The 14,557-nt window shown below is 45.7% G+C and carries 6 protein-coding genes; 4 read left to right on the forward strand and 2 right to left on the reverse strand.

Going from position 1 to position 14,557, the window contains the following annotated elements; all coding sequences use genetic code 11:
* Positions 1–335: 335 nt before the first annotated feature.
* Positions 336–1,766: a T9SS type A sorting domain-containing protein gene (locus ACRBG0_RS01760; RefSeq protein WP_431485210.1), complete on the reverse strand. Its 1,431-nt coding sequence runs from the start codon at positions 1,764–1,766 to the stop codon at positions 336–338.
* A gap of 164 nt (positions 1,767–1,930) precedes the next feature.
* On the opposite strand from ACRBG0_RS01760, the gene ACRBG0_RS01765 reads away from it, so the two are divergent.
* On the forward strand, positions 1,931–3,463 hold the full coding sequence (locus ACRBG0_RS01765; RefSeq protein ID WP_431485211.1) for a DUF6503 family protein: 1,533 nt from the start codon (positions 1,931–1,933) through the stop codon (positions 3,461–3,463).
* Between the two features lie 70 nt (positions 3,464–3,533).
* Here ACRBG0_RS01765 and ACRBG0_RS01770 read toward each other — a convergent pair whose 3' ends face one another.
* A complete protein-coding gene (locus ACRBG0_RS01770) occupies positions 3,534–5,138 on the reverse strand; it encodes a family 16 glycosylhydrolase (RefSeq protein WP_431485212.1) in 1,605 nt (534 codons plus the stop codon).
* A 181-nt stretch (positions 5,139–5,319) separates the two neighbouring features.
* On the opposite strand from ACRBG0_RS01770, the gene ACRBG0_RS01775 reads away from it, so the two are divergent.
* From ACRBG0_RS01775 to ACRBG0_RS01785, 3 genes are all read left to right on the forward strand, one after another.
* The gene (locus ACRBG0_RS01775) at positions 5,320–9,426 is read left to right on the forward strand and encodes a two-component regulator propeller domain-containing protein (protein ID WP_431485213.1); all 4,107 of its coding nucleotides are present in this window, start codon (positions 5,320–5,322) and stop codon (positions 9,424–9,426) included.
* A 244-nt stretch (positions 9,427–9,670) separates the two neighbouring features.
* Positions 9,671–12,559, forward strand: coding sequence for a TonB-dependent receptor (locus ACRBG0_RS01780; protein ID WP_431485214.1), 2,889 nt, complete (start codon positions 9,671–9,673; stop codon positions 12,557–12,559).
* A 404-nt stretch (positions 12,560–12,963) separates the two neighbouring features.
* Positions 12,964–14,556, forward strand: a complete 1,593-nt coding sequence (locus ACRBG0_RS01785) for a T9SS type A sorting domain-containing protein (protein ID WP_431485215.1) — start codon at positions 12,964–12,966, stop codon at positions 14,554–14,556.
* The last annotated feature ends 1 nt before the right edge of the window (position 14,557 follow it).

Consider the following 14,557-nt stretch of genomic DNA (forward strand, 5'->3'; position numbering starts at 1 on the left):
GTAAGGGGTAGTGCCCGATCTGGCTGGTTTAATTTGGCTTAGATTCACGACCCACCCCAACCCTTCCCTGTGAGGCGAGGGGCTTTTGCAAACTACCAAGTCGCGGCCAAAAAATATTAAAACGTCATCTAAATCAACACTTTATATATTGCAAGTCCTCCCTCCACCACAAGGGAGGGAGATAGAGGGGGGGTCGTGAATACAGGCCTAAAGTTGTCACGCTCCTTTAACATCAGATTGAACAGCGCTATAGCGCATAAGTAATGTATGCATGCCAAATAAAAATGCCGCTACTGATGAAATCAGTAGCGGCATTTTTATAAAATCCAAAGGATTTAGTTCTTGATGAACTTCATCACTTTGTTCCCTTCTTCGGCTTGAACGCTAAGGAAGTAAGTACCAGCAGCTAGATTTGTTACATCTATCTCCTTGGTAGCGTTACCACGCTGTACCGTCTGCCCTAAAAGCGTTACAATCTGGTAAGATTGAACTTGTGCATCACTTTTGATGAACAACGTTTCATGGGTAGGGTTAGGGAAAACGCTCATCGCGATTTCTAGATTGTTCAAGTCGTTGACAGACACCGTGCCTGGACCGATGACTACGCTACCCAATGCCGCTTCGTTAGCAGGGTTTGCATTTCTACCGGTAACGCTGAAGCCGCACTGTATAACTAAGCCAGGTGCCAATTCAGCACCAGTTGCGCTTACCGTAAATGCTCCACTGGTAGGCAGGTCAAGAGTTTTTGAACCAGCCAAAGCATCAGTAAAACCATTATTGGGATCAAGTGCTTTGATAAAGAACTTAACTGTGTAGGCGTCATCTAGCGTGTAAGAATCGACCGTTCCTGAAAAAGTGAGGTCAGAGCCATTAAAGGTAGCCCCAGGCTCTAGTATGGTGTTAGCCTCCATGGTGGCAACGCCCTCGCCAGTTGTCTGGTCTACCCATTCTGGATCCATGGAGTTGGCAGCATAAGTATTGAAATTAGGCTGCAATATAATGTTATTCGCGCCTACATCAAGTGTTGTCTTTAGATCCGCAACACTCCAAGGGTCACCAAACCAATAATCACCATTGGCTCTGAAAACATTCATAAAGGAACTCCAGTTGTCGCTGGCATTACATAGAATATTGTTTGAACCAGAAGGAGTACCTTCTCCTGTAATCACAACGCTACCCAGGGCCGCTTCGTTAGCAGGGCTTGCATTTACACCAGTAACACTGAAGCCATACTGGACAAGTAAGCCAGGTGCCAATTCAGCACCGGTAGCGCTTACCGTAAAGTCTCCACTGGTAGGCAGGTCAAAAGTTTTTGAACCACCCAGAGCATCAACGAAACCATTTTCGGGATCAAGTGCTTTGATAAAGAACTTAACTGTGTAAGCGTCGTCTATCGTGTAAGATTCTACCGTTCCTGAAAAAGTGAGGTCAACACCATTAAAGCTGGCCCCTGGCTCTACGAAGGTACTAGCTTCCATAGTGGCAACGCCTTCACCTGATGTCTGATCTACCCATTCTGGATTCGTGGGATTATCAGCGTAAGTGTTAAAGTTGGGTTGCAATGTCATTGTGTTTGCGCCCGTACTAATTGTGGTCTTGAGGTCAGCAACACTCCAAGGGTCACCAAACCAATAATCACCATTGGCTCTAAAAACATTCATAAAGGAACGCCAGCCGTCGCTGGCGCTAAACTCTACATTGTTTTGCCCCACCAACAGCGGAAGCGAAAAAAGACAGAGTACAATACTTGTAATAAAAGTTTTCATAAATACACTTTTAAATGGTTGAAAGTAAGAACTGCCAAGATAGGGCAATTTGAGCTACTGTGCAGTCATTCTATCTGACATTTTTACGATATACAGTGTCCTCTTTTTGCACAATACTTGCGTATATTAGCAGGATTGCCGTTACCCTTCAACCCCCAATTGCTATGAAACTTAGAACATCTTATTCATTCTCTGGACTACTAAAGTGGTACAGCCTGTGCCTGTTGTTGTTTCCAATGGCGCTCAGTGCTCAGTTTACTTTGCCGCCAGCCAGTGCGCCGGCACGTGTAGAAACGCAGGTTGGTTTGACTAACTTTACCTTGGATTATCACCGCCCTGGCGTGAAGGGGAGAACGATCTTTGGAGAGTTGATCCCCTATGGAGAAGTTTGGCGTACAGGTGCTAACGAAGCGACTCGATTCCGTTTCGATCGGGAGATAAGCATTAAAGACGAGCTGGTTTCGGCAGGTACCTATGCACTTTATACGATTCCACGGGAAGATGCCGAGTGGACGTTGATCCTGAGTAAAGATACGAGCCTTTGGGGTGCTCGCGGTTACGACCCTTCCAAAGATGCCCTACGGGTAGACCTACCCACAAAAGCCCTCTCCGAACGAGTAGAAAGCATGGAGTTTCGCTGGATGAACATCACGCATGCGAGCGCTGACCTTGTGCTGGAGTGGGAGAACACCCGTCTGGAAATTCCAGTGACTTTGGCGACCCATGATCAGGTTGAAAAACTAATTAGCCAATCTTTTGGAGCAAAGACCACCGGCCCCGACTATTACCGTGCTGCACGCTACTATTTAGATAATAACCTGGATCTGGAACAGGCTAAAGAATGGATGGATCGCCGGCAGAGCCTCGATGGCGACCAGTTTGGGGTGATGCGCTACCATGCCATTATTGAGCATAAATTGGGCAACTATTCCGCCGCCAATAAGATCATGGCACGTTCGCTGGAGCTGGCCGAGGCGGCTCCCAACCCGCACTACGTGCGCATGAATACCCAAACCCTTCGTGAGTGGAACAAGGAGAGCGTCACCTTCCTTAGCGGTACCCAATTGCTGGAAAAAACCATTGCTTACCATGATCCTCAGGCGCAGTGGGGCGTGCTGCCTGTTAGCATTAAACTTTACGAGTCGCGCCCCGGTGGTAGCTACCGTCGCTCGGAAGTGACGATGGATGAAGGACACGAAATGTTTACCCTCGCACAGCTACGAGGGAGAGACGAAATCTATCGAGCATACAATGCAGAAGGTTGCACCTTTAGCCTTAATGGCCGAACCGATGGGTTTACTCCCGAAGAAATTCGCCAGCACCGATTAAGTTGCGAAGCCGGCGCTGTTTATAGCAACTACTACACCTACCTCTGGGGCCTGCCTATGAAGCTGCGGGACCCTGGTACCATCATCGACGATAAGGTTTACCGTGTTGACTTCTTCGGCCAAGAGCTGCTAGAAATGAAGGTCACCTATACCGAAGAAGTGGGCGGCGATATATGGTACTTCTACTTCCACCCGGAAACCTACGCCCTGAGCGGCTACCGCTTCTACCACGACGAAGCCGCCAACGACGGCGAGTACATCCTGCTAGAGGGTGAAGCCCAAGTGGGCAACCTCCGCATTCCCGCCAAGCGCCACTGGTACACCCATGGTGATAGAGCGTATTTGGGGAGCGATGAGGTGTTGAAGTGACTTGATATGATCCATCCCGAATTTTGATGACAATCAAAATTCGGGATGGATCATATCAAAAAAACTCCCCTTAAATCTTCACCACCTTATAACTAACGCGCTCACCCCCTGCTTCAAAGACCAGGATGTAAGTCCCCGCCGGATAACCCGACCAGTCGAGCGTCAGCGAGGTAGAATCCTGTATGAATTCCTGTACGAGTACCTGCCCAGCGGCAGCGTATACCTTCACCTGAGCCTTTACCAGCGTGGCAGGAACAGTAATGTTTAATGGCCCTTCTACCGGATTCGGAAACACTTGAATCTGCTGCAATTCTTCCGTCTCAGAGCTTGCATTCGTGCCTTCCTGGTAAACCCTGATGTAATCAATCACCATCGGGCTTTGGGTGAAATTACTAGCCACTTCGCCTTGTATGGCTACATTGAGCAGCAGGTATTGGTCGGCATCAAAAGGCCAGGTTGCCGGGTTTTGGTTGTTCGGAGCATAGGTGTAGTACACACTCCCGTCAATACTGAAACGCATCTCCTCTGGTGTCCATTCCAGTGCGTAGATGTGGAAAGTATTCGAAACATCTTCTGCCAGTGTGCCTCCATGATTCTCTGTAGCGCCAGATGAAGAAGGCGTGTGCAAGGCACTTTGTACAAAATTCTGGTTGTAACCCCAATGCTCCATGATGTCAATTTCGCCACACGCTGGCCAGCCGGTAGTGCCGTGGGTACTGGCCCAGTAGCCGCCAGTTTCTGTCACGTTTTTGCCCAGCATCCAGATGGCAGGCCAGGTGCCTTGGCCGAATGGTAATTTAGCCCTTGCTTCTACCCGCCCGTAGGTGAATGCAAATTTGGAGTTGAGCCGCGCTGAGGTGAAAGATTTGGTATGGCCTTGGTCGGTAAAGTTTTCTCGCTTGGCTACAATGTGCAAAAACCCATCCTCCACGTACGAATTGTCTATTCGGTTGGTGTAGTGTTGGCGCTCATTGTTGAACCAGCTGCCACCATTAGGTAGCTGCGTTTGATGGTGCCACTTGGTGGGGTCAACAGGGCCACTGCCGTCAAACTCATCGGCCCATACCAGTTGGTTGTAGATGGTCTCTTCTCCCGTGTCAACGCCGTAGACAAAATCATCAATATAGGCTGTAACGAGATCGTTGTTGTTTTCGCCGTTTACCTGCAAGACGACCCGGTTGAAGTCGGTACGTGTGACAGGATGCGGCGAGCCCTCATTCAGGTTCTGAAAAGGGTCATTCGCAAAATCAAAGGTCACCACCTGCCATTGATCCAGCACAATGGGTTTGATGATTTCCGTCTGTGTAGACCACGGCTCTGGTAAATCACCATCCTGAAGTTTAAGTGACACCTGGTTGGGTTGATTACCAGTGATACTGCTGGACGTAACGTAGATTTTTAAAGCAAAAGCTGCGTTTTGTGATAAGGCAAAGGTCTCGTCAATCTCGAACCGAATATTGGCATATTGCCCACCATTATCCTGGTACTGCAAAACCGTAGCCGAAGTATTAATGCCTTCCTGAAATGGATTGCCATAGGCATTGTCCATCCCACAGTCGTCGCCATACCAGCTAGTGATGGTACTGCTGCCCTCGAAGTCGTCTTCGGCACTTTGCGTGAACCCAAGAAGAGGGACAAAAAGAAGAATGCTTAGTAGAAAGTTTAATTTATGCACTGTATTAAAAATTTGAAAGTTGAAAGTTGCGCTAAAGATAAGGCTAAAAAGGTTTTTTACTTTGAAATTAACAGCGATCAATAGGATAGATACTGTAGAGGTAGACAGGTTATTTGAAATTTAAGGGGGTGACTCATGTTTTACAAATACCCTATCTTTGATGAGGTAAAGCAGTGAGGCGATGGACACAAACCGATTGTTAATATTTGGGGTATTATTTTTCCTTTTCAGCACGTCCGAAACACAAACGGTATCCTTCCAGCATTTGTCGAAGAAAGAAGGATTGTCGCAAACCTCCGTATTTGCTATTGCCCAAGATGCGGCAGGCTTTATGTGGTTTGGTACCAGAGATGGCCTCAATAAATTCGATGGCTATCAATTCGAAATTTATCGCAACGATACTACAGATAACAGCTTGGCAGGCAACGATATTCGGACTTTGTATGCCGATACCCTAGACCATAAGTTGTGGGTGGGCACTATTTCGGGGCTCAGTTGCTATGATTCTTCTACAGATAAGTTTACTAGTTATTATCATAATGAAGACGATACTTCAACGCTGTCGGATGATGCAATTCGAAGTGTTTTCCGTGATCGTAAGGGCCGGATATGGGTAGGTACTTCCGTTGGGTTAAACCTTTTTAACGAAAAAGAAAAAACTTTTCAGCAGTACTATTTTACCAATAATTCTTCACCCCAGTTAGGGAGCAACGATATTGAAGTTATTTTTGAAGATGCACAGGGGCAGTTGATTTTTGGTACAGCTAGCGGCCTGTACTATTTGTCGGAAACAGCCGAATCTGAGCCTTACGAGTTTCAACGATTATTTTTGCCTTTATCTTCTTGGCCTACGGATATCCACATCAAAAGTATCCAGGAAGATGAAGCGGGCAACCTTTGGCTTGGAGCCCTCAAAGACGGGGTTGCTTACTGGAACCGGACTAGCCATACTTTGACGGTTTACCGTAATGAGAAAAATGCAGCCAATGTATTGAGTAACAATAATATCCGTGCAATGTGCCTGGATAACAATGGCGATCTTTGGGTAGGCACTTTCGATGGGCTCAATGTTTTGAAAAAAGGGTCGCACGAATTCATCCGCTATAAGAAAGCTACCACAGGTAATGACGGTTTGTCCGACAATTCTATCCGCTCCCTTTTTATTGATCAGCGGGGCAGCTTGTGGGTAGGAGCCTACTATGGGGGAATCAATCATTTTGACGAAAACTACAATCGCTTCACCAATTTTCATTATGCCCCTTCCGGAGATGGCCTGGGGGCTGATGTGGTTAGCTCTTTTGCGGAAACGCCTAAGGGGAATCTGTGGATTGGCACGGAAGGCGGCGGGCTGAATTTCTACGACCGTAGCACGGGTCAATTTAAACAATACCCGGCGCAACTGCAACAAGGGAATGCCCTGAGTGGGAACAATGTGAAACAACTACTGCTAGATGGCAACCAACTCTGGATTGGCACCTTTCAGGCGGGCCTTAACCTACTGGATTTAGAAACCGAAACTTTCCGTCATTACCAACACGATCCGCTGGTAGAGAACTCGCTGGCCCATGATAATGTCTACGGGTTGAAAAGAAAGGGCCACCATCTGTGGATACTGACCTATGGAGGTGGGCTTGATATATTGGATTTAAAGGAGGACCAGTTTTGCAATTTTCGGCATGATGATCTGGATAGTAATAGCTTAAGTTCAGACCTTGCCAGGGTTTTTCTCGAAACCCAGGATGGTCAGCTTTGGATCGGCACCGAAAGAGGAGTGAATAAGGTATACCTGGGAGAAGATGGGCTTCCTGCCCGATTTGAGGTTTTTCTGGACGAGGAGAGAATTTATACCCTTCAGGAAGACAGTAAGCAACGAGCCTGGATCGGAACCATCAGTAATGGCGTTTATTGTTTGAATCTCAAATCAGGAAAACTCGACCACTTTACCATGAGTGACGGCCTTCCAGGGAACACGATCTTTGGTATTCTGGAAGCAGCTAATGAAGAGTTATGGATAAGCACCAATAATGGACTGTCGAGGTATAGCCCCGAACAAGGGACTTTTACCAATTACAATTATTCCAATGGATTGGAGAACCTGGAGTATAACTTCAACGCCTATTACAAAACCCGCGCCGGGGAGTTGCTTTTTGGAGGAATCGATGGTTTTACCTTGTTTGATCCGGAAAAAATATTGGCCAATGAATTTATACCAGCCCTCGTATTTACCCAGTTGAAAAAAAATAACAGACCAGTTGTTATTGCGGAAGAAGGAAGCTGCTTACAACGAAGTATCAATGAAACCGAAAGCATCACTTTTAAGTACAATGAAGCCAACTTTACCCTGGGCTTTTCTGCGCTTGATTATTTCAGTCCAGAGAATAATCACTACGCCTATAAACTGGAAGGGCTTGATCGGGAATGGAAATACAGTGTGGGGGAAACCGAAGCCTCTTACACCATTCAACGAGAGGGCACTTACGTCTTTCGCCTGCGAGGAGGCAACAGCGACGGTATCTGGAATCCAGAGGAACGCACCTTGGAAATTATTGTTCTACCGCCACCGTGGCGCAGCTGGTGGGCTTACCTTATCTACCTTGCTTTGGCTAGTGGCCTGGCCTTTGGTCTGGTTAGGTTTGTTCGTTTACGGCACAGGTTGCAGTTGGAGCAAATTGCCAAAGAGCAGCAGGAGGAACTGACGGAGATAAAGTTGCGCTTCTTTACCAATATCACCCACGAGTTTCGTACGCCGCTGACGCTTATCCTCGGGCCGCTACAAGACTTGTTGAGGAGGGAGAAACATCCGGAGCCCGTTTTTCAGCAATTGTCATTGATTGAACGCAACGCCCAGCGCTTACTCAATTTAGTGAACCAGGTATTGAACTTCCGAAAACTGGTGACCGACCACGAGACGATGAAGATCGTTCACAGTGATTTTGTCAATTTTATCGGCGAGCTGTTTTTACCTTTTCAGGAAACGGCTAAATTGAAGAACATCACCTACACTTTCGTCACAGAAACACCAGCTGTCAATTTATGGTTTGATCAAGATAAGCTGGAGAAAGTGTTTTTTAACCTGTTGTCCAATGCCTTCAAATTTACGCCACCAGGTGGTGAAATCACCTTGCTTATTACCGAAAGTGAAGATTATGTGGAGGTCAGGGTAAAAGACAATGGTGTAGGAGTAAGCCCTGAGTTGGAGGGGCAAATCTTTAAGCGATTTTACGAAAAATCCAACCTGGCTAATTCTAGTATTAAAAGTACAGGAATTGGGCTGGCAATTTCCAAGCAGATGGTAGAGCTCCATCACGGGAAAATCTTCTTGGACCCTACCAGTAACAACAACGATGAAAAGGCAAAAGGGGCTACGTTTGTGGTACAACTCCTCAAAGGCCGTAACCATTTCACAGATGCCGAAATCCTTACGGACTATTCGGACCCGGAGGAAACGGCGAATTACGAACCCATGTTAACTTTGCCTGCCACCTTGGCGGCACCCCCAAACAAAGGAGAGCAAGCGTCTCCTCCTCCTACTGCTCCCCTGTTGCTGATCGTAGAAGATAATCCTGAAGTACGCAGCTATATTGAGCAGGTCTTCGCGGAGCAGTACCGGTTGGTTACCGCAGAGAATGGCCTGGAAGGTTTAGCGATGGCCAAGAAGCATTTGCCCGACCTCGTTGTCAGTGATGTGATGATGCCCGAAATGGACGGGATTACTTTTTGCGGTAAGCTGAAAACCGACCTGGAAATCAGTCATATTCCCGTGATATTGCTTACTGCTCGTACGGCCTCCCTCTTCAAAATTGAAGGCCTGAGGATAGGAGCCGATGATTACATTACCAAGCCTTTTCATCCTGAGGAGCTGGTCTTGCGGGTGCGCAACACCATCCAGTCGCGGCAGGAAGCGAGAGATAAATTTGCCAGGGTACTCACGCTTGATCCTAAGAAAGTAACGATCACTTCGGCTGATGAGGATTTTTTAAATCGCGCACTTCAATTTGTAGAAGTTAATATGAATAACACGCAACTTTCGGTAGAAAATTTTGCACATGAAATGGCTGTTAGTCGTCCTTTGTTATTTATTAAAATTAAAGCACTTACCAATCAGACGCCAAATAATTTTGTGAAAAGCATCCGGCTCAAGCGTGCTGCTCAGCTCTTGCAGCAGGGGAAGTTTCGCGTCACAGAAGTTGCTGACCATGTCGGTTTCCGAGACCCACGTTACTTCAGTAAATGCTTTCAGAAAGAATTTAATCAGACCCCTTCTGAGTACATGGAGGCGAATGAATGACAATGAGTTGTCTTTGCTTTTCTGCCAAAAGAAAAGTTTCGGTTCAATTATTATAAATAATACTTCAAATAACTAGACCAATTATTGTTTTGGTAATATATTGATATACAGGGTGTTGTGCTCGTTTAGACTTTTGTCCCCCCTTATTTAGACTTTTGTTTTTGTATTCCGAGATACTTTAGCGTCTGAAGATATGGCCAGATTATTTGGTTTGGCCTAGGTTGATTAAAATAAAATATCAATAATGCAGGTAGGAAAGGATATTATCTTTGGAATATTTATTGGCTTCTTGTTGCTGAGTATTCAAGTTAGTGCACAGACAGGAGCAATAAGTGGTGTCATTAAAGACGGAGAAGATAAGACGCCATTACCTGGTGTTAATATTTTTCTGGAAAATTCTAACCTAGGGACAAGTACGGATATCGATGGCCGCTTCACTTTGGTAGGTCTGCCAGAAGGTGAACAAGTGTTGATGATCTCATTTATAAGTTATCAGACCGAAAGAATCCCCGTAATACTAAAAGCAGGTGAGGTTTATACGGTAGATGTTGACCTGGAAGTGGAAGCCGTTCAGGGAGTAGAGGTTATTGTGACCGCCCAGGCACAGGGGCAGGCACAGGCGATTAGCCAACAGCTCAATTCTGATGCTTTGGTAAATATTGTTTCTGCTGATCGGATTCAGGAATTACCAGATGTCAATGCTGCCGAAGCTATTGCTCGCTTACCGGGTATCGGAATTGATCGTAGCGGTGGCGAAGGTCAAAAAGTTGTCATCAGAGGGATGCAACCTAAATTTGCTGCCATCACCTTGAATGGAGTGAGCTTGCCGTCTAACTCTAGTACAGATCGTTCGGTTGATCTGTCGTTGATCTCTCCAGAGTTACTTGATGGAATTGAAGTATACAAAGCTCCGTTGCCTTATATGGATGCCGAAGCCATTGGTGGTACCGTCAACTTGAAGTTGCGCAAAGCAGCCGAAGAATTCAAAATGACCGCCAAGCTTTTAGGAGGGGCCAATTTCCTGAACAGTGACTATGGCGACTACAAAGGCGTTTTACAAATGAGCAAACGCTTGCTTGCCAAAAAGCAACTAGGATTTGTTATCCAGGGCGGCGTCGAACGCTTCAACCGCGGTGGAGATATTCAAACCAATAACTGGCGACGCGGTCCTACCGATGCAGAAACAGGCATCACAAGTATCTTTGGCAACTCCCTACGACTAGAAGACAGGCAGGAGATTCGCCGCCGCTATAATACCAGCATAAGTTTAGATTATGATCTAGAAAAGCACGACTTTTCCTTCTTTGGGATCTATAGTCGTACCGAGCGGGATCGCTTTGTCATGGAGGAACGCTTCCTGCCGTCGGAGCCAGGTATTGAGTATTGGGGGCGCGGTATTGATAATCAACTGGATTTGTACTCCCTTTCTTTTACAGGAGAGCACATCCTTGGCCCTTTAAAGGTCGACTGGACGGTCTCTTCTTCTGAAACACGCGGAGAAACGCCTTACGATTTTTCTATGCGTTTTGTTAACAATAGTCAAGTATTCGATGCTTCAGTAGATCCTAATGGTCAGCCCAGTACCTTCTTCTCTTCGGCTAAGCCTGAATTGAGTAGGTCTTTGCTGCGTAGCAATAGTTTTCAAGCATCCAGTACTAACGAAAAAACCAATACTGCCTTGGTAAATATCCAATTGCCAATACGGATCAACGATTGGTTGCAGGGTTATTTGCAAGTAGGTGGTAAGTACAAAACAATCGACCGTACACGTAGCCTCACTCGTCAGGCAGAAGATTTTTATTACCTCGGCGGAGGCATTGTTAATGATGCTGTAGCACGCTACGATGGGCCAATTACTTTCTTGCCGGACAACAATCAATTGATCAGCATCCTGAGTTTCACCGCTGAGGAAAACGATATAGAATTTGAAAATGAAACGGGTGGCAACATCGGGCTAAGCGCTGATTTAGACCCCGATCGGGTTCGCGATTGGTACGAAGCGCAGCGTTCGATTTTGAATACTGATCGTTCTGCACTTTTGGAAAATTATTCTGTAGAAGAACAGGTGAGTGCCGGTTACATCATGATGAAGTTAAATGTAGGGAAGAAAATAACCGTCATTCCTGGAGTTCGGTACGAAGCTTCTAATAATGTCTACAGCGGAGGTGTTTCTACCCTTAACGGGTGGTACGGTGTCAATGGCACCTTTAATAAAACGACCAGTGAACAGGTTTACGACGAACTACTCCCACATTTGCACATTAAGTACGAGCCACTTCCTTGGTTGGATATACGTTGGTCTTCTGCGCAGACATTAGCACGCCCCGACTTTCTATACGTCACACCTCGTACAGAAATTGATGATAATCAAACACGGATCACTACTGGTAATCCTGATCTTTCTTATGCGAAAGCAACAAATTACGATCTCTCTTTTGCAGCATATAAAGGAGGATGGGGCTTGTTTTCCGCTGGCGTATTCTACAAAGAGGTAGACAATATATTCTATCCTTGGACCACCAACCTCTTTGACCAGGAGACGGCCGATGCTTTTGGTTTTCCTGATAACCGGGGGTATGAACTAAGTTCTTATATCAATTCTCCTGAATCGAGGGTGTATGGTTACGAACTTGAGCTGCAGGCCAATTTGATGTTTCTTCCCAAGCCTTTTTCAGGGATTGTTCTCAATGCGAACTATGCCAGACTGTATTCGGAAACGGAAGTCTTCTTCCTTACTTCAGAGACCCGGCTGATTGTTCCTGTACCTCCGATTTTTGAAACAACCTTTACCAATACCAGTCGAGCGGTGAATATGCCTAGCCAGTCACCTCATATTCTGCGCTTATCCATTGGGTATGACGTCAAAGGCTTTTCCGCGCGTGTTTCTGGCGCCTACCAAGGCGAAAAAGTACAGAACTACTCGGTCAATAAAGATTTTGATACGTTCACGGCGGATTTCTGGCGCTGGGATGCCTCCTGCAAACAACGCTTCGGAGACCATTGGAGCGTGTTTTTAAATCTGAACAATTTAACCAACCAACAAGATATCAGCTTTACCCGAACGGAAGCCTTCTTAAATACCATTGAGAACTATGGTTTTACAGGGAGTATCGGAGTACAGTACAAGATATAACTAGGAGACTAATTTCCTCCAACTACATTTTTTGTAGCCAAGAGCTTGTTGAGAAATTTAATTTTGTAAAAACCAGATAGTTGAAATATTTGACGGAAGCAACTTGATGCTTCCTGGTTTTCAAGGATTTTCGAACCTGTCTTCGAACTAAAAACCTCACTTAGCCCGCTAAGTTCGATTTTGACTTCTTCGTCAGAACCGTAAATCCTTGAAAACCAGTTCGCAAATTTCCCAACAAGCTCTAAGCTGAAGTAAGGCGGTAAGTGGCTGTGCCATTGGTATCCCTATGGGGACAAGGATCGTCATTTCTGCATTCAAGCACAAAAGCGGTGAAAGGAATCAACACTGTTTTAACACGACAACTAATTACAATAAAATTCAAATCATTTTAAATAAACTTTATTATGCAAAAATGTTACCAATTTATCGCCTTAGTTCTCTTCGTATGTGGAGGAATCGGGCTGCAAGCACAATCCGTCGTTACCATTCCAACGGACCCCCTGGCACCTGCTGATATTTTTGAGGTTATTATGGGAGATACCACCGTTACCGGGGATCGTAACGATAATAATACCATTTATAAACTACAGAACGGCGGGGTTTACCTGTGTAATGACCGTCTTGTAAATACCGGTGAATGGGCCCTTCAAATTGAAGCAGTTGATTTAGAAGACATAGAAAATAAACCAGTTATTACCCGAACGCCCAATGCAGATGGAGGATACCAGGATATTATGCGTGCTGGTGGTGATGTTACCTTCCGTAATATTTGGATTATTGCTGGGCAAACAGGGCCACTAGAACAGCATGACTGGGGCAAAATGCGTATTCAAGGCGAAAATTCTCGCGTAGTTGTTCAAGACTGTATCCTTGAGAAAGACCGTGGAGGTTTTCTACAGTTACGTGCCAATGGAGTGAGAATGTTTGTAGAGAATACTGTTCTTCGTAATGGTGGCAACCGGAGAGTACTACAAGGTAATGGTCGTGGAATTGATGCCCGTGATTTTTTCATGGACACTTTGGTAATGCGTAACGTCATTGTCTATAATATCCAGGATCGGTTTTTCCGTAGCCAAGGCGGTAGCCAGCCTCACAATTACATTGAAATTGATAATTGCACCAGCTTCAATACCATTGGCCGCCATGGTCATATCCAGCTAGGCCGAGTACTAGAAGCAAAGATCACTGATAATTTATTTATGAACCCTATCATGTTAGGGTCTAGCCCTGCTTATACCGATGAGCAGACACAGCCGGATGGTGATCTTCATAAAGTAATCACCCTTGATACTTTATACGAAAATACCAGCCTGGAAATCAAATCGAACAACATTTTTTGGACAGAAGATGTGACGAATTACTGGGCTTCCAACGACAGCATATCTGCTCCTGGCTTCCTATCTGATCTTATCGTTCAGCATTTGGGCGCTGAAGTAAGTGATGCTTATTTCTCAGAAACCCTGGAATTGGAAAGCATTCCTGCTACTATTCTACAGTACGTAGTAGACCTCTATGCGGATCCTACAGCAACGGATATGTATGATTTCATCGTGGAAGATGTAGCAGTTTCCGGCACTCCTTTTGATTCAGGTAACCTGTTTGACTTTTCGGGATTTTCTCCATGTTATGATCCTGCTTCTGATGCTGCAACGGCAGCTACAGATGGTGGCCCCATTGGCGCAGTAGACACTTGTGATGATCTAATTAACGCTGTTGATGATTTGAATATCAACCCTGCATTAGGTCTACAGCTTAGCCCTAATCCGGTATCGAGTAGCACTACTTTAAGTTTCACTACTACCCAGGCAGGGATGGTGAACCTGACCATTTATGACCTTATGGGACGTGAGCTTGCTTCCCTTCATAGTGGTAATTTGATGAGCGGTGAGCACCAATTCAACTGGGCACCCAGTAGCATGTTCAAGCAAGGCATGTACATCGTATATTTACGTACGGAAGAAGGACAAATGTTCAAACGAGTAATCGTTAGTAAATAAT

The organism is Lewinella sp., assembly GCF_050633125.1.
GTDB lineage: Bacteria > Bacteroidota > Bacteroidia > Chitinophagales > Saprospiraceae > Lewinella.